This window comes from Paraburkholderia dipogonis (assembly GCF_042680985.1).
Lineage (GTDB): Bacteria > Pseudomonadota > Gammaproteobacteria > Burkholderiales > Burkholderiaceae > Paraburkholderia > Paraburkholderia phytofirmans.
Genome location: NZ_JBHUFR010000010.1, coordinates 638,236 through 660,417, shown reverse-complemented (window position 1 = coordinate 660,417; position 22,182 = coordinate 638,236). Strand labels below are relative to the sequence as shown.

Annotated in this window: 18 protein-coding genes; 13 read left to right on the top strand and 5 right to left on the bottom strand. The window is 60.8% G+C overall.

Going from position 1 to position 22,182, the window contains the following annotated elements; all coding sequences use genetic code 11:
- The 3 genes from ACFSNN_RS15490 to ACFSNN_RS15480 all read left to right on the top strand — a co-directional run.
- Positions 1–1,709, top strand: a 1,709-nt coding sequence (locus tag ACFSNN_RS15490; RefSeq protein WP_377779179.1) for a DUF2345 domain-containing protein, incomplete at its 5' end; no start/stop codon positions are given.
- Between the two features lie 2 nt (positions 1,710–1,711).
- Positions 1,712–3,124: a hypothetical protein gene (locus tag ACFSNN_RS15485; protein ID WP_134457420.1), complete on the top strand. Its 1,413-nt coding sequence runs from the start codon at positions 1,712–1,714 to the stop codon at positions 3,122–3,124.
- 46 nt (positions 3,125–3,170) lie between these two features.
- Positions 3,171–3,932: a hypothetical protein gene (locus tag ACFSNN_RS15480; RefSeq protein ID WP_244322797.1), complete on the top strand. Its 762-nt coding sequence runs from the start codon at positions 3,171–3,173 to the stop codon at positions 3,930–3,932.
- 28 nt (positions 3,933–3,960) lie between these two features.
- Here the strand turns inward: ACFSNN_RS15480 and ACFSNN_RS15475 are convergent, their stop codons facing one another.
- A complete protein-coding gene (locus ACFSNN_RS15475; protein WP_134457418.1) occupies positions 3,961–5,328 on the bottom strand; it encodes a reverse transcriptase family protein in 1,368 nt (455 codons plus the stop codon).
- Between the two features lie 662 nt (positions 5,329–5,990).
- Positions 5,991–6,857 carry an AraC family transcriptional regulator gene (locus tag ACFSNN_RS15470; RefSeq protein WP_134457417.1) on the bottom strand — a complete coding sequence of 289 codons (867 nt, stop codon included), beginning with the start codon at positions 6,855–6,857 and terminating at the stop codon, positions 5,991–5,993.
- 269 nt (positions 6,858–7,126) lie between these two features.
- Here ACFSNN_RS15470 and eat point away from each other — a divergent pair, with 269 nt between their 5' ends.
- The 3 genes from eat to eutC are packed head-to-tail and all read left to right on the top strand — an operon-like array spanning position 7,127 to position 10,762.
- Entirely contained in the window at positions 7,127–8,530 is a 1,404-nt protein-coding gene (gene eat / locus ACFSNN_RS15465) for an ethanolamine permease (protein WP_134457416.1), read from the top strand.
- A gap of 43 nt (positions 8,531–8,573) precedes the next feature.
- A complete protein-coding gene (locus ACFSNN_RS15460) occupies positions 8,574–9,968 on the top strand; it encodes an ethanolamine ammonia-lyase subunit EutB (protein WP_134457415.1) in 1,395 nt (464 codons plus the stop codon).
- The gene (eutC, locus tag ACFSNN_RS15455; RefSeq protein WP_134457414.1) at positions 9,965–10,762 is read left to right on the top strand and encodes an ethanolamine ammonia-lyase subunit EutC; all 798 of its coding nucleotides are present in this window, start codon (positions 9,965–9,967) and stop codon (positions 10,760–10,762) included. The genes ACFSNN_RS15460 and eutC overlap by 4 nt, the downstream gene beginning before the upstream one ends.
- A gap of 5 nt (positions 10,763–10,767) precedes the next feature.
- On the opposite strand, the gene ACFSNN_RS15450 is transcribed toward eutC, so the two are convergent.
- Positions 10,768–11,163, bottom strand: a complete 396-nt coding sequence (locus tag ACFSNN_RS15450; protein WP_134457413.1) for a DUF779 domain-containing protein — start codon at positions 11,161–11,163, stop codon at positions 10,768–10,770.
- 66 nt (positions 11,164–11,229) lie between these two features.
- Positions 11,230–12,750, bottom strand: coding sequence for an aldehyde dehydrogenase (adh, locus tag ACFSNN_RS15445; RefSeq protein WP_134457412.1), 1,521 nt, complete (start codon positions 12,748–12,750; stop codon positions 11,230–11,232).
- Between the two features lie 334 nt (positions 12,751–13,084).
- On the opposite strand from adh, the gene ACFSNN_RS15440 reads away from it, so the two are divergent.
- A complete protein-coding gene (locus ACFSNN_RS15440; protein WP_134457411.1) occupies positions 13,085–14,134 on the top strand; it encodes a helix-turn-helix domain-containing protein in 1,050 nt (349 codons plus the stop codon).
- A gap of 43 nt (positions 14,135–14,177) precedes the next feature.
- Here ACFSNN_RS15440 and ACFSNN_RS15435 read toward each other — a convergent pair whose 3' ends face one another.
- Positions 14,178–16,544: a heavy metal translocating P-type ATPase gene (locus ACFSNN_RS15435; RefSeq protein WP_377688769.1), complete on the bottom strand. Its 2,367-nt coding sequence runs from the start codon at positions 16,542–16,544 to the stop codon at positions 14,178–14,180.
- A gap of 79 nt (positions 16,545–16,623) precedes the next feature.
- On the opposite strand from ACFSNN_RS15435, the gene cadR reads away from it, so the two are divergent.
- From cadR to ACFSNN_RS15405, 6 genes are all read left to right on the top strand, one after another.
- Complete coding sequence (gene cadR / locus ACFSNN_RS15430; RefSeq protein WP_134457410.1) at positions 16,624–17,055, top strand: Cd(II)/Pb(II)-responsive transcriptional regulator; 432 nt, start codon at positions 16,624–16,626, stop codon at positions 17,053–17,055.
- 115 nt (positions 17,056–17,170) lie between these two features.
- Positions 17,171–17,371 carry a hypothetical protein gene (locus tag ACFSNN_RS15425; protein ID WP_012431140.1) on the top strand — a complete coding sequence of 67 codons (201 nt, stop codon included), beginning with the start codon at positions 17,171–17,173 and terminating at the stop codon, positions 17,369–17,371.
- A gap of 44 nt (positions 17,372–17,415) precedes the next feature.
- Complete coding sequence (gene dbpA / locus ACFSNN_RS15420; protein ID WP_134457409.1) at positions 17,416–18,819, top strand: ATP-dependent RNA helicase DbpA; 1,404 nt, start codon at positions 17,416–17,418, stop codon at positions 18,817–18,819.
- A 302-nt stretch (positions 18,820–19,121) separates the two neighbouring features.
- A complete protein-coding gene (locus tag ACFSNN_RS15415) occupies positions 19,122–20,276 on the top strand; it encodes a pyridoxal phosphate-dependent aminotransferase (RefSeq protein WP_134457408.1) in 1,155 nt (384 codons plus the stop codon).
- 124 nt (positions 20,277–20,400) lie between these two features.
- Positions 20,401–21,189, top strand: coding sequence for an ABC transporter substrate-binding protein (locus ACFSNN_RS15410; protein WP_134457407.1), 789 nt, complete (start codon positions 20,401–20,403; stop codon positions 21,187–21,189).
- A 130-nt stretch (positions 21,190–21,319) separates the two neighbouring features.
- Positions 21,320–22,165, top strand: coding sequence for an AraC family transcriptional regulator (locus ACFSNN_RS15405; protein ID WP_134457406.1), 846 nt, complete (start codon positions 21,320–21,322; stop codon positions 22,163–22,165).
- Positions 22,166–22,182 lie beyond the last annotated feature (17 nt).

Below are 22,182 nucleotides of genomic sequence, written 5' to 3'. Positions count from 1 at the left end.
TGCAGGACCATCCGGGGCATGGCACCGACAGCCAGCAGGACCGGCAGTTTGCGGTTGTCGCCGCTGAATGGATTATCGAGAACAACCTGCCGGTCTCCGGCGGCACGACAGACTTCCCGCACAGCCTGAAGCAAACGATCGCCGCGGCCCGTGCACAGCACGCCAGCGATCCAACGCTGCTCATCAAGTCGGCCGACGGTAGCGAAGGTTTCCTGGTGGTCACTGTCGAAGCGCAGCGCAGAACAATCCCTTTCCGCAGCCCGTTCGAGCACAACAAGCCGAAGATGCACATGCAGACGGCGACGGTGGTTGGCCCTGCGAACGAGGAAGTCTTCACGGATCCGCTGAACCGTGTCAAGGTGCAGATGCATTGGGACAGGCTGAACCCCGGCGATGAGAACGCGTCGTGCTGGATGCGCGTCGCACAATCGCATGCTGGGGGCGGCCACGGCAGCGTACACGTACCGCGCATCGGCGAAGAGGTGATCGTATCTTTCCTCGATGGCGACTGCGACAAGCCGCTCGTTACCGGACGCGTCTATAACGGTGCGAAGACTCCTGACTGGCATTCGAACGGAATTCTCTCAGGCTACAAGTCCAAGGAATACCAGGGCAGCGGTTACAACCAGCTGGTGATGGACGATGCCACTGGCCAGAACCGCATGCAGCTCTACAGCACGAGCGCAAATTCCCAACTGCATCTCGGCTATCTGATCGCGCAGACGGGTAACTCACGCGGTGCCTACCTCGGCAGCGGCTTTGATCTGAAATCCGATGCTTATGGTGCGCTCAGGGCGGGACAAGGTTTATATGTGTCGACGCATCCAACGGCGGGGACCTCAAGCCAGCCTCTCGACGTAAGCGAAGCAAATAGCCAGCTCGTCAATTCCGAAAGCGTGATCGAAGCGCTGTCGCAGGCGAGCGAAACCCATCAGGCAGAAAGCCTGAAAGACGGTCACGACTCGCTCAAAACCTTTACCGATGCGACACAGAGCAGCGTAGCGGGCGTAACAGGCAGCGGCGGCAATACCGCCGGCGGTGGCACTGGCAATGCCAACGGCTTCAAGGAGCCGATCATGCTGTTCGCGACGCCTTCGGGCATCGGGATGTCGACACAACGGTCAGCACACGTCGCTGCGACTGAGCATGTCAACCTCGTCAGCGGCCAGAGCACGCACATTGCGACAGGCAAGTCGCTGCTCGTGAGTGTTGCCGAAAAGATCAGCCTTTTCGCACAGAACGCGGGTATGAAGCTTTTCGCGGCGAAAGGAAAAGTCGAAATCCAGGCGCAGGGCGATAACCTTGAGATCACCGCTCAGAAGACGCTGAAGTTGCTTTCCGCGACGGAGAGGATCGATGCGGCTGCCAAGCAGGAAATTCTTCTCACGGCGGGGGGCGCGTACGTGCGCATTTCCGGCGGCAACATTGAGATTCATGCGCCGGGAAAGATCGACATCAAAGGCAGCCAACATTCCTTTGCCGGCCCAACCAGCCTTGATCGCACCTACAACACGGAAGGCAAGAAAGCCGACATGCGAATCCGCTACATGGACGCGGAGGGCAATGTGCCAGAAGGTGAGCCGATCAAGCTCGCGTCCGCGGACGGGGTGGTGCACAACGTTGTCCTGGATGGAGAAGGAAAAGGCGAGTTGAACGGAATCGATTTCGGCAAGTTCGTGGCCGACCAGGTCAAGCGAAGCGGAGAATAACCATGGGCAATCGTCCCCTAATCCAACATAACGTATGCATCGATTTGCCGGGTGAGCCGGTCGAGTGCTGGGCCGAAAGCGATATTACTGTTCTGCTTCGCAAGCACCGCGACGTGATATTCGATATCCAGGTGAAGAAAGGCGCAACCTACACCGTTGAAGCATCCGAGGACTGGATCTACGACGTGGCCAAGAAGAAGCGCGTCAAGCAGGGACAGTTCCAGGACGGGCAGCGCTACCACATTTGGATCAGCAGGGATTTCAAGGGTCATCTGACACTCAAGCAGAACGGCACGGTGTATCAGAACTATTCGATGCGGATGTTCGGTTTGACGAATACGGACCCTTCACCAAAAGCCAAGCCTGAGCCGATCATCATTGCGATAGGTACGAATCGAGCCTCGCAGCTGCCTAATGCTTCAACCTCGCCAAAACCGACCAACGTGTCGCCACTGTTCACATACCCGCAAGCGCCCGTCCCCGAGTATCTGCGCCCTGCGCCGCTGTTCGATCCGCTGCGCGCTGATCAGCACTGGTCGTGCCCGCTGCCGATCAAGTTGGCGCCTGGCACCGCGGTCGAGCCGATGCAGGAAGCACATGTCTTTGAAGTCGACAAGAACTCGGTTCCCAAGGAAGTCGTGGATGCGCTGGCCGCCGGCGGCTCCGAGGAGACGGCCATCGACACGAATAAGATTGCGACACGTAACTGGCTAGTTGGACAACTGGCGGGTGCAACGGCGTTTCTGAACGACAACAAGCAGTGGATTCAGGAGTTATGGGGAGAGAAATTCAGGCTGACCAAAGTCGTTCACAAGAACGTGGGAGAAAGGATGTATGTCGTTTTCAGCGGCAACCCGAGATTGCGCAAGTTGGTGACGGCCGCGCGGTACGGCGTGAAGAACGAAAAGGTGCTGACGATTGCTGGAGGCGCGGGCACGGCAGAGTCAGGCGCGGCGGCTGCCTGGGAAGGATCCAAGGGGGCATTCAAGAAAGCCGGTTTGATTGCGTTGATCTTCACCGTCACGCTTGATACGGCTGAATGGCTGCACGATTACGAAGAGATCGGTCCGGACGGAAAGAGAAAGAAGGACTTCGCGGATTTGCTCGGCAAGATAGGCATCGATCTTGCCAAAGCTGGCTTAAGTGCCGCCATTGCTTCTGTCGTGGTTGGTGCCATCGTGGCCGGACTGGCGGGTACTGTGGCCCTGCCGGTTGCCGCAATCGTGGTGGGTACCATTGTCGTGGCGATCGCGGTGGGTTACGGGCTCGACTGGGTGGACAAGAAAACGCACGCGACGGAGCATGTCACGTCGTGGTTTCGCTCCATCGGCGAGTCGATGAAGCACGCGGCCGAGTACTTGGAAAAGTCCATGCCAAAAGATTACGATGCGTACCCAATGATGTACATGCCGTGATATGGCATCCACCTGAAAGCGAACCTAGATGCCACGAGCACAATCGATGACGAAGCCCCGGGCGGAACCGAAAGACTCGGTTTGGGAGATGACGAAGAAGGCCGCGCCGATGAGCCTGTTGCTTCCCTTGCTGGGCACCGGCATTTCGTATGCGGCATATGCGGACGACCTTGGGGTATCTGAATGGCCATGGATAATCGGTCTGCTCGTCACGCTGGTTTGCCTCTTCGTGCCATTCGCCATCTCGATGATGTACCGCCGTTCGAACCTGCTGTGGGTATGTGGACTGATACTGGCGATTGCGACATTTGCCACGTATTTCTTCTTCGGTATATTTGCCTACTTCTATTATTTCGTGTTTGCACCGATGCCATCCGTTCTGCGTTGGCCGGGGCTAATGGGTGGGATCGCGTTGACGCTGTACTGGGGGATCATGTCGAGGCAAACAGTGATGCATACAATCACAAAAACCTCTTTCGTCAAACGTGCCTTTGAAGAGGGCGCATCTGACTTTCGTTATCGAAACCAGCCCGGAATGGCACTGTTCGACCGGCTCAATAAGGAGCGCTCGCCGTTTCCAAAAATCTATTCTTACATCGTCTTCGGTATCGCACCGTTCTATCTGATACTGGGTCGGCTACTGTCGTCAAATTTCGGGGTGAACGGTGTGTTGTTCGCCTTGGCGGTGCTGGGTATGCCGGTGTCGCTTTGGTTTGTTGGCCTGCTCGTCCGTATCTATCTCGTGATGGTCAGCTTACCTAGAGAGCTGGAGAGTGAGCATCGCAAGCCTGTTTTGGTGGCCGATTAGATGAATGAGACATCCTCAACAAGTTGATTCACGCGTTCGACTCCGCTTTCGCCTCGCTCTCCTCATCCCACTCGATGCTCTCAAGCAAAGCCCTCAGCTTCGCCCCCCTCGCCGCATTCACCATGCCGACATGCGCCACACGCCCTGCAAGATGCGCCCGAAACTCCGGATGATCATCCCGATTCTGCGAGCGCGGCCCATGCCGAACGCAATTGGTCAGCATGGCTTTCAGCGCATCGAACTCCGGCCGCGCCACATTCGCATGGCTGTTGACCACGACGCCGGCCAGATGCTGCCGCACGCCACGCCGCATCACGCGCGTCTTTCTCAGATTGACGCCGAAGCCTTCTTCAAGAGCAATCGCCGCGACTCGAATGCATAAGCGATCAGCCATACGCGCAAGCTCCTCGTCTCCGGAAAACGCCAGGTCATCGGCATACCGCGTGTAAGTCGCGCCGACGGAACGCGCCAGACCCGCCAGCCGAAGATCGAGCCGAAAAGCGCACAGGTTCGCCAACGTCGGCGATGTCGGCGCGCCCTGCGGCAAATGCCGGTTCCGATAGCGCTGCCGCTCCTGCCACTGCAAACGCTCGCGCACATCCGTCGCAAGCAAGCGGCCGCTCGGGATGCGATTGGTACACAGCGCAGTCAATGCCATCGCAACGGCCAGCGGGTAACCGAAAGCATAAAAAGCGGAGTAAACGCGTCCCGCATGCACCGACGCAAAGAAATCCGTCAGATCGAAGCGCATCACCACCGCTCTACCCACATGCGGCGCGGCAAAAGTCACGATATTCCGGCCATGTCGAAAGCCATGCACCGATTCGTGCGCCGGAATACGGTCGAGCAAACCCGACAACACTTTGCGTTGCAAAGCCCGCAATCGCGGCTTGGGAATCTCGATGATCCGACATCGACCATCGCGCTTTTCGATCGCCTTGTACGCGTAGTGATGAAGCGGCGTCGCCGCGCTATGCGCCGGCACGCGCCAACGATCGGCAAACCAGTCCAAATCTCCCGGCTCGATATTTAGCCAGGCGGCCAGATCGCCGAGCGTCGGCAGTTGAGGCAACGCCACGTCGTGCAACCACGGCGGAGGCGGGCGCTGAAACGGCGGCCGCGTCAGCACGCGAAGCACTTTCGGCGGCTGCTCGCTGCGCCACGCTGACACGAAGCCGGGCATCCCGGCCACGACCGCCGAAACCTCCCTGCGCCCGACGCTATCCCAACGCGCAGCGAATCGCTTCGCTACGTGGCGCGCCAATCCATCCATCCAGCGGGTGCTCTCGCCCAGCACGAGCGTCATCCGCTCGACCATGCTGGCGGGCTCAGGCGAGCCCGCCAGCATGGCATCGGCAATCGCGTAGGTGACGTGTTGCAGCGAAGATAACGGCATACCAAAGGAAGGCGGGGCGGCCAGTCAACGCGTCTTGTGCTGCGTGAGCGCTCTTGCGTAAGACGCAACTGAGGCTCATGCGACGAACTGCGGAGTAGTGTTGATCCACGGGGTAGCCCCGTGGTGCCCGGAACCTATGTGGCCAGCATCCAGGCGTGCTTGACCAGCCGTCCCGCGTGGCGACGATAAGCGAGCCGCCCGAAGCTTGTCAACGCGTTGACCGTACGAAGCGATTTTTCGCCATAGATGGACGCGACAATCTGACGGTTGCATCGTCGAACAGAACTGACACAGCCTATGTTCGCGCAGAACCAGCGAGATGCGGTTGGGCAACGTCAAGCCCGCCTGGTTATCCACACCTCCCTCTGGACAACTCTTGTACAAGCCACCTGACACGTTGTGGGTGAAACCTTGATAAAAACGCCGCGTCGTCGGATCGCACAAAAGTTGTCCCTAGTTCCGTGTTCCTGTCCGAGCGCGCTGCGCAGGGTTATCGATTCCACAGTGCCTTGATCCGTAAACGAAGTTTCAGGTTATCCACAGAAAGATGCGAGGCTTGTTAACTATTACTACGTATACATATACAAAGACTATAAAAACCAGAGGGGCAACCGCCCGGCACGCTGCACAAGCGAGCAGAGCATAGCCGGGCAGGTCTACGCTCAAGCAAGCGGTAAACAAATCTCCGTGACGAGATCAGCGGGCGCCGTATCCTTCGGGCTATTCAAATACTCTTCGAACACCGGCGCATCGGCCGCTTCTCGCCCGGACTGCACGAGCCACGTTCCGTATAGCCACTCATACGCGGCACGCATATCGCTATAGGGTCCTCGATGCCGCAACACCGCATACTCACCGCCCTTCACATGCGCCACCGAAACCGGCGGACTCACCGTCACGGATGCCTGAACCGGATGCGGCAACAACACACCAGCCTTGGACCGCAACTCACTCTGCGCAACAACGCCAGGATCGTCGTAGTAAACGCCGATCATGCGCATCTGGCCAGCAAGTAAATTGTGTTTCGCGAGCCAACCGAACAGCGCATCGAACGCTTTACCGATCTGCATATACGGCCCAACGTGATCGACCGACAAAACTTCCATCGGCTCCACGTGACGAATCACCACTTCACGCATCGTCATTTGATCGTCTCCTGATAGCGCCGGCCGGAACCGGCTATGTGTGCCTTGCTTGCGATACTGCGCCGGCGGCACGCCGAACACCGCACGAAAGGTGCGAGAAAAAGATTGCAGACTGCTGTAGCCGGAGCGCTCGGCGATTTCCGCAATCGGCATGGAACCGTTCGCCAGATAGCCCGCCGCGCGATGCAGCCGTAAACGTCGCACGGTAGCGGCCACCGTCTCGCCATACATCGCCTGATAAATCCGGTGCCAGTGATACGGCGACAGACAGGCGATTTCCGCTAACCGATCGATGTCCAGCGGCTCATCGAGATGATCGTAAATATGGTCGAGCACTCGGCCGAGCCGGGTTTCGTAACGAGCCCGATTAGCTGATTCGTTCATGGCTAGGTGAATAAAAAATGAGCACAAATATTGTCGAACGGATGCGAACGAAAGTACCACGTCCCCATTTACCAAATCCTGCGAACTTCACTCGAAAGGCGGTTAACGCAATGCGCAATTAAGCATGCACTAACACTGGACCGCCCAGAACTTTGCCGAATTTCGATAACACCTCGAATAATGGCTCACTACCATCGGCTGAAGCCTGTCCGCTCGTGCACCGCAAAGCCTTGCGGCGCCGGGCTGCCGGCACCATCAGGGAGTGTCCGATGAAATCAGAGTCCAAAAATCAGCACGTCGGCAAAGTCACGCATCACGAGTTGAAGCAGACGCTCGGCACGTGGCAACTGTGGGGCATCGCGGTCGGCCTCGTCATTTCCGGCGAATACTTCGGCTGGAGTTATGGCTGGGCAAGCGCCGGCACGCTCGGCTTCGTCGTCACGGCAATTTTTATTGCCGCGATGTATACGACGTTCATCTTCAGTTTCACCGAGCTCACCACATCCATTCCGCACGCGGGCGGTCCGTTCGCCTACGCTCGCCACGCCTTCGGCCCGACCGGCGGCTATCTGGCCGGCGCGGCGACGCTGGTGGAGTTCGTGTTTGCGCCGCCGGCCATCGCGCTTGCGATCGGCGCGTACCTGCACGTGCAGTTTCCCGGTCTCGAACCGAAACACGCGGCGATGGGCGCATACCTCGTCTTCATGGCGCTGAATATTGTCGGCGTGCAGATCGCCGCGGCGTTCGAGCTGTGCGTGACGCTGCTTGCGATCTTCGAACTGCTGGTGTTCATGGGCGTCGTGTCGCCGGGCTTTCAGTGGTCGAACTTCACCAAGGGCGGCTGGGCCGGCGCCGACAGCTTCAGCATGGGTTCGTTTCACGGCATGTTCGCGGCGATTCCATTCGCCATCTGGTTTTTCCTCGCGATCGAAGGCGTGGCAATGGCCGCCGAAGAAGCCCGGAACCCGAAGCGCTCGATTCCGATCGCCTATGTCGCCGGCATTCTGACGCTGGTGGTGCTTGCCATCGGCGTGATGGTGTTTGCCGGCGCGGCAGGCGACTGGACCAAGCTGTCCAACATCAACGATCCGCTGCCGCAGGCGATGAAATACATCGTCGGCGAACATAGCGGCTGGATGCATATGCTGGTGTGGCTCGGGCTGTTCGGCCTCGTCGCGTCGTTTCACGGCATCATCCTCGGCTATTCGCGGCAAATCTTCGCGCTGGCTCGCGCGGGCTATCTGCCGGAATGGCTCTCGAAGGTGCATCCGCGCTTCAAGACGCCGCATCGCGCGATCATTGCGGGCGGCGTGGTCGGCATCGCGGCGATCTACAGCGACGAGCTGATCCAGTTCGGCGGCCAGACGCTGACAGCGAACATCGTGACGATGTCGGTATTTGGCGCTATCGTGATGTATATCATCAGCATGTTGTCGCTGTTCAAGCTGCGCCGCACCGAACCGAACATGGAGCGCCCGTTCCGCGCGCCGCTGTTTCCGGTCTTTCCGGCGTTCGCACTGGTGGCCGCGGTCATTTGTCTGGCGACGATGGTCTACTTCAATTTTCTGGTGGCGATCGTGTTCGCAATCTTTCTCGCGCTGGGCTACGTCTACTTCCTGATGACGCGCCATCAACGCGAAGCCGCGCCGGCGGACGCCTTGCTCGAAGAATGACGGATCGAGCCGCTGCGCAAGCAGCGGCGATGGAGTCGTAAAGATGAGCTACACCGAGACGATCGGCACGCGCACGTATCGCTTTGCCGACCTGAAAACCCTGCTGGCGAAGGCCAGTCCGCAGCGTTCCGGCGATCAGCTCGCGGGCGTGGCGGCAGCGAGCGAGGAAGAACGCGTCGCGGCCAAGATGGCGCTCGCGCAGGTGCCGCTACGCACCTTCCTCAACGAAGCGCTGATTCCCTATGAAAGCGACGAAGTCACGCGTCTCGTGATCGACGATCATTCGGCGCAGGCTTTCGCCGAGATCTCTCACCTCACGGTCGGTGATTTTCGCAACTGGCTGCTCAGCAGCACAACGGATGCCGACGCGCTCACGCGTATTACCGCGGGCCTGACGCCGGAGATGGTCGCGGCCGTGTCCAAGCTGATGCGCAATCAGGATCTGATCGCGGCGGCGCGTAAACGTCCGGTGATTACGCGCTTTCGCAACACGGTCGGTTTGCCGGGGCACATGTCGGTGCGTCTGCAACCCAATCACCCGACCGACGACGTCAAAGGCATCGCTGCCTCAATGCTCGACGGCCTGATGTACGGTTGCGGCGACGCGATGATCGGCATCAACCCCGCCAGCGACAATCTCGCCGCGATCACCAAGCTATTGCTGATGATCGACGACTTCCGCCAACGCTATCAGGTGCCGACGCAATCGTGCGTGCTGACTCACGTCACCAACACGATTGCCGCCATTGAAAAAGGCGCGCCGGTCGATCTGGTGTTTCAGTCGATTGCGGGCACGGAGAAAGCGAACGCCGGCTTCGGCATTTCGCTCGCGCTGCTGCAGGAAGCGTATGAAGCGGGGCTCTCCTTGAAGCGCGGTACGGTCGGCAATAACCTGATGTACTTCGAAACCGGTCAAGGCAGCGCGTTGTCGGCGGATGCGCATTTCGGCGTGGATCAACAGACTTGCGAAGTGCGCGCTTATGCGGTCGCGCGCAAGTTCAATCCGTTCCTGGTGAACACGGTAGTCGGGTTCATTGGCCCGGAGTATCTGTACGACGGTAAGCAGATCACGCGCGCCGGCCTCGAAGATCACTTCTGCGGCAAACTGCTCGGCGTGCCGATGGGTTGCGACATCTGCTATACGAACCATGCCGAAGCGGATCAGGACGACATGGACAATCTGCTCACGCTGCTCGGCGTAGCGGGCATCAACTTCATCATGGGCATTCCTGGCGCGGACGACGTCATGCTCAACTATCAAAGCACGTCGTTCCACGATGCGCTGTACGTGCGCGAAGTACTCGGTTTGCGCCGCGCGCCGGAATTCGAAGAATGGCTGGAGTCGATGCAGATCACCGACACGCGCGGTGCTTTGCTGAGCGCGTCGACGCAGCAACCGTTGCTCGAAGGCGCGCGCGACTGGATGGGCATCGCATGAGCGACTTCCTCGAAAAGAATCCCTGGAACGCGCTGCGGCAGTTCACCAACGCGCGCATCGCGTTGGGTCGCGCTGGCAATAGCTTGCCGACCGCGCCGCTGCTCGCGTTCAACCTGTCGCACGCGCAGGCGCGCGACGCTGTGCATCATCCGCTCGATACCGACGTGCTGCACGAGCAATTGCGCGCGCAGAACTTCAAGACGCTCGATGTGCATAGCGCCGCGCCGGATCGCGAGCATTATTTGCGGCGTCCCGATCTCGGACGGCGTTTATCGGAAGAGAGCCGCGTGGCGCTGGCAGCGGTGCCGAACGATTCGCCCGAAGTGGTCTTCGTGATCGGCGACGGTCTTTCGGCGTTCGCCGCATCGAAGCAATCGGTCCCGCTGCTGCAAACCGTCGTTCCGCGACTCGCGGATTGGAAGGTCGGCCCGGTTGTGGTTGCGCGTCAGGCGCGCGTCGCGTTGGGTGACGAGATCGGCGAGTTGCTCAATGCAAAGTTGGTGGTGATGCTGATCGGTGAGCGGCCGGGTTTGAGTTCGCCGGATAGCCTCGGAATTTATCTGACGTACGCGCCGAAAGTCGGCTGTAGCGACGCGCAGCGCAACTGCATTTCGAATGTGCGTCCAGAGGGACTCGACTATCCGCTGGCCGCGCACAAGCTGCACTATCTGTTGATGCATGCAAGGCGTTTGGGTCTGACCGGCGTCGGCCTGAAAGACGACAGCGATGCGCTGCTGGCAGAGACACCAGCGGCACCCGCCGTCAGCGATGATTCAAACTCGAGCACACCATAAAACGATCACGCATCGGCGCGTTCCACCGGATGCGTTTCCAGCCACGCATTCTCTTCGTCCTCGAAAAGACGGGAGCGTGTCAAGAACCGTAAACCGCTGGGCCGCTCCAGAGAAAACATTCCGCCATTTCCCGGCACCGCGTCGATGATCAATTGCGTGTGCTGCCAGTATTCGAATTGCGACTCGCTCATGTAAAACGGCACACCCGCAATCGTGCCGAGTTTGACATCGGACGAGCCGACCATGAACTCACCTTGAGGAAACATCATCGGTGCGCTGCCGTCGCAGCATCCACCGGATTGATGGAACAGCACCTCGCCATGCTCCGCGCGCAACTTGTCGATCAATTCGACAGCGGCAGGCGTTGCGATCACGCGGGCAACTTCCTTCTCGTCAGCCATCACATGTCCTCGCAGAAAAAAAGAACGAGCCGCGCAATGCGGCCCGCTCGAACAGGAACGCGACGCTTAGAAGAAACCGAGCGGCTTGTCGCTATAGCTGACCAGCAGGTTCTTGGTCTGCTGATAGTGGTCGAGCATCATCTTATGGTTTTCACGTCCGATGCCTGATTGCTTGTAGCCACCGAATGCCGCATGCGCCGGATAGGCGTGATAGCAGTTGGTCCACACGCGACCTGCCTGAATCTGACGGCCGAAGCGATAGGCGCGCGTGCCGTCGCGCGTCCATACGCCGGCACCGAGACCGTAGAGCGTGTCGTTGGCGATTTCGAGCGCTTCTTCTTCGGTCTTGAACGTCGTGACCGACACCACCGGTCCGAAAATTTCTTCCTGGAAGATGCGCATCTTGTTGTGGCCGCGGAATACAGTCGGCTTCACGTAATAGCCTTTGCTCAATTCACCGTCGAGCGCATTGCGTTCGCCGCCGATCAGGCATTCGGCGCCTTCCTGTTTGCCGAGATCGACATACGAGAGGATCTTTTCCAATTGCTCTTGCGAAGCCTGCGCGCCGATCATCGTTTTGGTGTCGAGCGGATGGCCTTGCGTGATCGCTGCGACGCGCTTGAGCGCACGTTCCATGAAGCGGTCGTAGATCTTTTCATCGATCAATACGCGCGACGGACACGTGCACACTTCCCCCTGATTCAGTGCGAACATCGCGAAGCCTTCGAGCGCCTTGTCGAAATAGCTGTCGTCGGCGTTCATCACGTCTTCGAAGAAAATATTCGGGCTCTTGCCACCGAGTTCGAGCGTCACCGGAATGATGTTCTGGCTCGCGTACTGCATGATCAGACGGCCGGTCGTGGTCTCGCCGGTAAACGCAATCTTGGCGATGCGTTTGCTGGAAGCGAGCGGCTTGCCGGCTTCGAGACCGAAGCCGTTCACCACGTTCAGCACACCCGCGGGCAACAGGTCCTGAATCAGTTCGACGAGGACCAGAATCGAAGCGGGCGTTTGCTCGGCTGGCTTGAGTACCACGCAGTTGCCGGCAGCGAGTGCGGGCGCGAGCTTCCATACGGCCATCAGGATCGGGAAATTCCACGGAATGATCTGGCCGACCACGCCGAGCGGTTCATGAAAATGATACGCGACGGTGTCGTGATCGATCTCGGAGATCGAACCTTCCTGCGCGCGCACGGCGCCGGCGAAGTAGCGGAAGTGATCGATGGCGAGCGGAATGTCGGCGGCCATGGTTTCGCGTAGCGGCTTGCCGTTGTCGATCGTCTCGGCCACGGCGAGACGTTGCAGGTTCGCTTCCATCCGGTCGGCAATGCGCATCAGAATGTTCGACCGGTCGCCGGCGGAGGTTTTTCCCCACGCGGCTTTCGCACGGTGCGCCGCATCGAGCGCGAGTTCGACGTCGGCTTCGCGCGAACGTGGGATCGACGTGAAAGCTTCACCGGTGATCGGCGACACGTTGTCGAAGTATTCACCGCCTACAGGCTTCACCCATTCGCCGCCGATAAAATTCGCATACTGCTTCTTGTACGGGAATTCGGTGGTCAGAAATTGCATCTCTGCGTGATTCATCTGTGTGCTCCTCACATGTTTGAATGGGCTATATTCGGCTCGATATGTCGCTTGGCCGCGAGTTGCTAGAGCCAGAAGTGTGCCAATGCACCGCGCAGGTGATCCGTGCACGCGTAGCAGGCACTCGCGCACGGTGTGCGGTGTTACGCTGTTCAACCGGCGCAAGGTGAGCGTTTCGTTTCTGAGCAGAGTGTGCAGCGCTGTTCATCCAATGAACACTGGCTTCGATGTCTGGAGCTACAAACGCGCGAGCAGGTATCGGATTCGTTCGGCATGGGAATTGCCTTCTTTTTGCCTTCGATCCTCCTCGATATTCCATTTGGGCAGATCCGGTATGACGACCCACACTCTCAGCGACACCCTGTCCAGTCCAACGCTCACGCCGCAGCCGAGCTTCCGTGTGCAGACCTGCGTCGCGCACGACGCCGACGAACAGGCGCGCAATCTTCATGGCTGGAGCCAGACCTACGATCAGTTGACGGCAGGATGTTTTGTCGGCGGCCTGACGGAGCTGTGCCTCGATCACATGCAGGTGTTCGTCGAAACGACCAGCCACACGCTGCGGCAAACTTGCGAAGTGCAAAAGGACGCGTACTGGTTCGGTGTCCCTACTTGCCCTGCAGGCTCGGGGCGCATCGACGCTCAGGTGATCGCCGGCGACGCGCTCGCATTTCGTCCAGGCGGCATCGAATTCGAACTGCTGACCTCGGCGGGTTACGAGATTTTTGGCGTAGTGGTCAAAGGCGAAGTACTGCGCCGTTACGCGGCGGAAGTGGAGCGCGTCGGTCTGGCGGATCATGTGCCGAACACGCAAGTCGTGCCCATCGGCATGGCTCGCAAGCAGCAGTTGTGCGCCACGCTGCGTCAATTGCTGGACGATGGCGCGGCGCGCGGCACGCCGCTCTCGTCGGTCGCGCGCAACAATCTGCAGGCGTCGGTGCTGGCTTCGCTCTTCGACGTCGGCGCGTTGCCGGCGTCGGAGCCGGTCGCGATGCCGGCGCGGCCACGCCGGCAGTCCATCGTGTCGGAAGCGCGCGACTATATGCTGGTCAATCGCGAGCGGGCCGTGAGCGTGCCGGAGTTGTGCGAGCAGCTGCACGTGAGCCGGCGCACGCTGCAGTACTGCTTTCAGGACGTGCTCGGCATGGCGCCCGCCACGTATCTGCGCGCAATCCGTCTGAATGGCGCTCGGCGCGATCTGTCGAATGCGTCGCGCGAATCACGCTCGGTGCAGGACGTGGCGGCGGCGTGGGGATTCTGGCACTTGAGCCAGTTCGCAACCGATTACCGGAAACTGTTCGGCATGCGGCCCTCGGATACGTTGAAAGCCGCGATCGGTTCGCATCACCATCCGATCGCGGATCAGCGCTCATTCGCGCATTGACATCAAGGCGCAGATCGCGCAGTCGCTACCTGCGGGCGCGCGCTCACTTGCGCAACAGCCGCAACCCGTTCGCCACCACCAGCAGACTCGCGCCCACATCGGCGAACACCGCCATCCACATCGTCCCCAGACCGATCACGGTCAGCACGAGGAAGACGCTCTTGATGCCGAGCGCGAGCGTGATGTTCTGCACCAGCACCGCATGCGTCGCCTTCGACAGACGAATGAACGACGGGATCTTGCGCAGGTCGTCGTCCATCAGCGCGACGTCGGCGGTTTCGATCGCCGTGTCGGTGCCCATCGCGCCCATCGCGAAGCCGATGTCGGCGCGCGCCAGCGCGGGCGCGTCGTTGATGCCGTCGCCGACCATGCCGACAGTCGCGCCATCGTTGGACCACTGTGCGACTGCGTTCAGCTTGTCTTCCGGCAGCTGATCGCCGCGCGCTTCGTCGATACCGACCTGCTGTGCGATCGCGGCGGCGGTGTGCGAATTGTCGCCGGTGAGCATGGCCGTGCTCACGCCGAGCCGTTGCAGTTCGGCAATGGCCGCGCGGCTCGTCTCCTTCACCGTATCGGCGACCGCGAATAGCGCGAGCACGCGTTCGGCGTTCACCAGCATCACGACGGTCTTGCCCTGACTTTCGAGCGCATCCAGCCGCGCTTCGAGCGACGCGGAGCAACGTCCCAGTTCTTCGATCAGCCGATGATTGCCGAGCCAGTACGGCACGCCGTCCATCTCGCCACGCACGCCGCGTCCCGCGATTGCCTCGAAGGACGCGACTGTGATGTGCGTCAGGCCATCGGCCTTGGCTGCCGTAGCAATCGCCATAGAGACAGGATGATCGGAGCGCCCCGCAAGACTCGCCGCAAGCGTGCGGCAACGCAGGGCGTCGATCTCAGCGAGTATTTCGAACTCGGTCTGCACGGGCTTGCCGTGAGTGAGTGTGCCGGTTTTGTCGAGCGCGAGCCGCGTCAGCTTGCGGCCTTGCTCGAGATAGGCGCCGCCTTTGATCAGAATGCCTTTGCGGGCCGCCGCTGCGAGACCGCTGATGATCGTCACCGGCGTCGAGATCACGAGCGCGCACGGGCACGCGATCACCAACATCACCAGCGCCTTGTAGACCCACGCCTGCCACGATCCGTCGAACAGCAGCGGCGGCACAATGGCTACGGCAAGCGCGACGGCGAACACGATCGGCGTATACACGCGGGCGAACTGGTCGACGAAACGCTGCGTCGGCGCCTTGGTGCTTTGCGCTTCCTCGACTGCGTGGATGATGCGCGCGAGTGTCGTGTTGCTGGCCGCGGCGGTGACGCGATAGTCGAACGAGCCGGTCTGATTGATCGTGCCGGCGAACACCGCGTCGCCCACGGACTTATCGACCGGCAGGCTTTCGCCAGTGATCGGCGCTTGGTCCACGCTCGAGCGGCCCGCGACGATTTCGCCGTCCAGCGCGATCCGCGCGCCCGGCTTCACGCGAACCAGCGCGCCGAGCGCAATCGCCTTGAGGTCCACTAACTGCCAGCTGCCGTCGAGTTGCTGCACGCTCGCCTGTTCGGGCGTGAGTTGCATCAAACCCTGGATCGCATTGCGGGCGCGGTCGAGCGATCTCGCCTCGATCAGCTCGGCGATGGTGAAGAGCACCATGACCATCGCGGCTTCCGGCCATTGGCGCAGAAGCAACGCGCCGGTCACGGCGATGCTCATCAGCGCGTTGATGTTCAGGTTGCCGTTGCGGATGGCGAGCCAGCCCTTCTTGTACGTCGTAAGGCCGCAGGAGAGGATGGCGAGGATCGCCAGACCCGCAGGCAGCCAAACCGGTGCGCCGAGCCAGCCAGCGGCCTCTGAGCCTGCCGCAGCCACACCGGCGAGCGCCAGCGGCCACCACGGCTTGCTCGGCGCGTGCGGCGCGGCCGTGGACGCGGCGTTCGGACCGGTGTCCGCGAGTTCGGGCGTGAAGTCGAGCGAACGCAGCGCGGCGAGGATCGAGTCGAGCGCCCCGGGCGCGTGGACGACCGTCAGGACGCGCTGCATCAGGTTGAATTCCATGCTGCGCACGTGCGGCATGCGGCTGAATTTCTTGCGGATCAGCGCTTCTTCGGTCGGGCAATCCATCTGCATGATGCGGATGGCGGTGCGCATGTTGCTGCCGACGGCTTCGGATGGCGGCAGCGGGACCGGCGCGGCTACGGGTGCCGCTGTTGCCGCCCCTGCTCCGCAGCACGCCGCATCGGCATGACTGTGGGCCGGGGCGTGGCTGTGGCCGTCGTGAGCATGGTCGTAATCGTGCGCATGGTGGCGATGACCGCAGGTCGCGCCGTCATGGACATGCGTGTCCGCTTCGTGCCCGTCCACACGGGCTTTCGCCCGTTCGAGGCGATCGGCGTCGGCGTGGTCGGCTTGAGGCATGGTGGCTTCCTGGTTCGATTTGTGGTCTAGTAAACACCCTGAAGCCACTACAAGGTCAAGGCCGCCATCCGGAGGGTCCATGAAAATCGGCGAATTGGCGAAAATCGCCCATTGCACGACCGAAACCATCCGTTTCTACGAAAAAGAGGGCTTGTTGCCCGAAGCGGAGCGCACCGAGGCCAATTACCGCAGTTACACGGCGAAGCACGTCGAACGGCTGCGTTTCATCCGTAATTGCCGCGCGCTCGACATGACCCACGACGAAATCCGTGCGCTGCTGCGTCTGACCGACGCGTCGGCGGACGGCTGCGGCGGCATCAATGCCTTGATCGACGAGCACATCGCGCACGTCGACATGCGCATCGACGAACTGAAGCAGCTGAAAGTGCAATTGACCACCTTGCGCGAGCAGTGCCACGGCGAACAGGCCGTGGAAGACTGCGGCATCGTGCAAGGCCTCACCGAGATGGATGTGAGCGCGCCGCGGGCGCGGCATACGCATTTGGGTTGACGTGCCGGGCCGACGTGGATTAGCCGTCGCCACCTTGGCAGCAACCGTCCCATTCACGGCGGGTCGTTCGTACGGCTCGCCGGACAAGCAATCGAATCCAGTTGGAGAATCAAACGTGTTTACCTGTAGAAACCAGTCCTGCCAGGCGCAGTGGGAGCAATCGGACGTCGTCATCAAGAACGAAGGGCAGGGCCTCCTGTTCCGTTGCCCGATGTGCGGCGCGCGCAATTACGTCGAGCGTTTCGACGGGGACGATGGCTCGGTGCTGTACGAGCAGATCGAAGGCCGTCCCGACACCGGCCCGATGGCCGAATAGTTGTTGTCCCTAGTCGCCTTATCCGCTTTGCGAGTCATCACCCTATGAACAGTCCCACCACCGCCGGCGCGCCGTTTAGCCAGCTACCGCTGCCGCCCGCGACGCTCGCCAACCTGACGCAGCTCGGCTACGCCGAGATGACGCCGATTCAGGCCGCGAGTCTGCCGATCGCGCTCGCCGGCCACGATCTGATCGCCCAGGCGAAAACCGGCAGCGGCAAGACCGCGGCGTTTTCGCTGGCGCTGCTCTCGCGTCTCGACGCACGCAATTTCGCCGTGCAGGCGATGGTGCTGTGCCCCACGCGCGAACTCGCCGATCAGGTCACGCAGGAAATCCGCCGTCTCGCGCGTGCCGAAGAAAACATCAAGGTGCTGACGCTGTGCGGCGGCACGCCGATGCGTCCGCAAACGGCCAGCCTCGAACACGGCGCGCACATCGTGGTCGGCACGCCGGGCCGCATCATGGACCACCTTGAGCGCGGCAGCCTGCCGCTGCAGTCGCTCAACACGCTGGTGCTCGACGAAGCGGACCGCATGCTCGACATGGGTTTCTTCGACGATATCGCCACGGTAGTGAAGCAATGCCCGAAAGAGCGCCAAACGCTGCTGTTTTCGGCGACGTATCCCGAAGGCATCGTCAAATTGAGCCAGCAGTTCCTGCGCAATCCGAAGGAAGTGAAGCTCGCCGAACGGCATGACAACACCAAGATTCGTCAGCGTTTCTACGAAGTGACCGAAGACGGACGGCTGCATGCCGTCGGTCTGCTGCTGAATCACTATCGTCCGGTGAGCACGCTGGCGTTCTGCAACACCAAGCAGCAATGCCGCGATCTGCTCGACGTGCTGCGCGCGCAGGGTTTTCATGCGCTCGCGCTGCACGGCGAACTCGACCAGCGTGAACGCGACCAGGTGCTGATCCAGTTCGCGAATCGCAGTTGCTCGGTGCTGGTCGCCACCGACGTCGCCGCGCGTGGCCTCGACATCGCTCAGCTCGAAGCGGTGATCAACGTCGACGTGACGCCGGATCCTGAAGTGCACGTGCACCGCATCGGCCGTACGGGCCGCGCCGATCAGGAAGGCTGGGCGCTGAGTCTGGCGAGCATGAACGAGATGGGCCGTGTCGGCAGTCTCGAACAGGCGCAAAAGCGCGAGGTCGAATGGCACAAGCTGTCCGAACTCACCGCGGCGAGCAATGAGCGGCTGCTGCCGCCCATGGAAACGCTGCAGATTCTCGGCGGCCGCAAGGAAAAGATCCGTCCGGGCGATGTGCTCGGCGCGCTGACCGGTGAGGCGGGTTTCGCCGGTTCGCAGATCGGCAAGATCAACGTGACGGAAATGTCGACCTATGTGGCTGTGGAACGCAGCATCGCGCGTGAAGCGCTGCGCAAGCTCAGCGCCGGCAAGGTGAAGGGCAAGAAAGTCAAAGTCCGCATGATGGACGACGCCTGATAGACGGCGAGGCCGGTCACAAACGCTTCGCTTGTGGCCGGCCGCATCACATTACTTCATACCTCAGCAGTTCTCCGCGTTCTCGGCGCGGTCTCGTTTCTTCCCCGAAAGTACCGATCAGACCGGCTTTGCGAGCGGCGGCGCGTCTTCGCGTGAGGCATGACGTAAATGCATGCCGCGCATGACAAAGTTTCGATTGTGACGGTTCTTTGGCTGATGCCTAATCACCAAACCGGAAGGGACCGCCGCGCAGCAGGCTGTTCCGTGAATCCGCTGCCGGATGGAGAAAGGGAGAAAGCCTTATGCAGAGCGCCACGCAAGCCCGCTCGAAGTTGCCTGACGTAGGCACGACGATTTTTACCGTGATCGGCCAACTGGCCGCACAGCACGACGCGCTGAATCTGTCCCAAGGCGCGCCGAATTTCGCGCCGGACGCCAAACTGATCGACGGCGTCGCGCAAGCCATGCGCGCCGGTCATAACCAGTACGCGCCGATGGCCGGCATCGCCGCCTTGCGCGAAGCGCTCGCCGACAAGGTCGCCACGCTGTACGGCGTGCGCTACGACCCGGCGAGCGAAGTCACCGTGATCGCCAGCGCAAGCGAAGGTCTGTATTCGACGATCAGCGCATTGGTGCATCCGGGCGACGAGGTGATCTACTTCGAGCCCTCGTTCGACAGCTACGGTCCGATCGTGCGGCTGCAAGGCGCGACGCCCGTGCCGATCAAGCTGTCGCTGGACGACTTCCGCGTGAACTGGGACGAAGTCGCCGCCGCGATCACGCCGAAGACGCGCATGATCATCACCAACACGCCGCACAATCCGACCGCGACCGTGTTCAGCGAGGCCGACATCGAGCGTCTGAAGGCCGTTACGCGCAACACCGATATCGTGATTCTCGCCGACGAGGTCTACGAACACGTGGTGTTCGACGGCGCGAAACATCAGAGCATGGCGTGCCATTCCGAACTCGCGGAACGCAGCGTGATCGTCTCGTCGTTCGGCAAGTCGTATCACGTGACGGGCTGGCGCGTCGGCTACTGCCTCGCACCGGCCGCGTTGATGGACGAGATTCGCAAAGTCCACCAGTTCATGGTGTTTTCCGCCGATACGCCGATGCAGTACGCGTTCGTCGACGCATTGGCCAATCGTGAAAGCTACCTCGGCTTGTCCGCGTTCTATCAGAAGAAGCGCGATCTGCTCACAGAGGCACTGCGCGATTCGCGCTTTGAGTTATTGCCGAGCGAAGGTAGCTTCTTCATGCTCGCGCGTTTTCGCGGCTTTTCCGATGAAAGCGATAGCGATTTCGTGCTGCGTCTGATTCGCGATGCACGTGTCGCGACTATTCCGCTGTCGGCGTTCTACACCGATGGTACGGACTCCGGCTTGATCCGCCTGAGCTTCTCGAAAGACGATGCGACCTTGATCGAAGGCGCGCGGCGTCTCTGCGAGATCTGATCGTAAAGACAACACGGCGCCACGCGACAACTGCATTATTGAACGCAGTATGATCGTCGGGCGGGCACGCATCAGCGCGCCGCAATGCGGCGTGACAACAAAATCGAAGGAAAAGGGACCTGCTATGAAATTGCTCAAGCCTCTTTTGGCGCTGGCCTGTGCATTCGCGTCGCTCGCGGCGTCGTCGGGTGCAAGTGCTGCCGATACGCTGCGTTTCGGCCTCGAAGCGCAGTATCCGCCGTTCGAATCGAAAGGCCCGAGCGGCGAGTTGCAAGGCTTGGATATCGACGTCGGCAATGCGGTTTGCGTGGCCGCGCATATGACGTGCAAATGGGTCGAGACCTCGTTCGACGGGCTGATTCCCGCACTGCAGGGCCGCAAGTTCGACGCCATCAATTCGGCGATGAACGCAACCGACGCGCGTCGTCAGGCGATCGATTTCACGACCGTTGTGTATCGCGTGCCGACGCAGTTGATCGCCAAGCGCGACAGCGGTCTGCTGCCGACGCCGGCCTCGCTGAAGGGCAAGCGCGTGGGCGTGCTGCAGGCGTCGATTCAGGAAACCTTCGCGAAGGCGCATTGGGAATCGGCGGGCGTGACCGTCGTGCCGTATCAGGACCAGAATCAGGTTTATACGGATCTCGTGGCTGGGCGTCTGGACGCGACGCTCGTGCTGGCGCCGGCCGGACAGACCGGCTTTCTGTCGAAGCCGAGCGGTGAAGGGTACGCTTTCGTCGGCGAACCGGTGCGTGACGACAAGATTCTCGGCAGCGGCATTGCATATGGGATTCGCAAGGGCGATACGGCGCTGCGTGATCGCTTGAATGCGGCGATTGCTAAGGTGCAAGCCGACGGCACGGTGAAGACGCTGGCCGCGAAATATCTCGGCAACATCGACGTGTCGGCGAAATAGTCTTTCGCGTATCTGCGTGCGCCTCGGTGTTCGGGTTGGTCGTGAGTCTGCTTGTTGATGGTGCGTTTGGCGGCTACGATACGTAGGCTTTGCTTCGGCGAGGCCTACGCAAATATCGGAGAGCGCGCTGATGGGCGAGATTACGGAGGCGGCACTTCAAACGAAACGCGCTTCTGCGCCGCGCTTCTGGCGCGACGATGCGTTGCCGTTCATCGAGGTGCGTTCCATTGAAGACGGTCGCGACGTCTGCTACGCGAAACACTCGCACGAAACCTTCTCGATTGGCGCCGTCACCGGCGGCCGCAGCGAATATCTGAATCGCCACGCGCGCGAATGGATCGGCGCGGGCGCAGTCGTCATGATGAATCCGGACGACGTGCACGCGTGCAATCCGGTAGCCGACGAACGCTGGTCGTATCGCATGATGCATGTGGATGTGGCTTGGCTCACGGGCCTGCAGCATGAGTTGGGTTTCAGCGAGAACCACGCGTTTCGCGCGTTCTCGCAGACCATGACGACGGACGCCGGGTTGTTCAACGGCTTGAACCGGCTGCACGCGATTCTTGTCGACGGTGATGCGGACATGCTGCGCAAGCAAAGCGCGGCCATCACTTTTTTCTCTGAAGTACAAAACGCACTGAACCCGGCGGTCTTGCTGGATCATGATGCGAGCCGCCAACTCACGCGCGCGGCCGAATTCATCGCGGAAAACTGCACGCGGTCGCTGAAGCTGGAGGACATTTGCGAGGCGGCCGGGTTGTCCGCGTCGCATTTGATTCGCGCGTTCAAGCAACGCTATGGCATGACACCGCACGCTTATCTGATCAACCGGCGTATTCAATACAGCCGGGCGCAACTCCGGCGCGGACGTGTGATCGCCGATGTCGCACTCGACGCCGGTTTTGCGGACCAGGCGCATTTGCAGAGAATCTTCAAGCGGCTGGTGGCGGCGACGCCGGGACAGTATCGCAGTTGAATCGGCGGGCCGCGCGG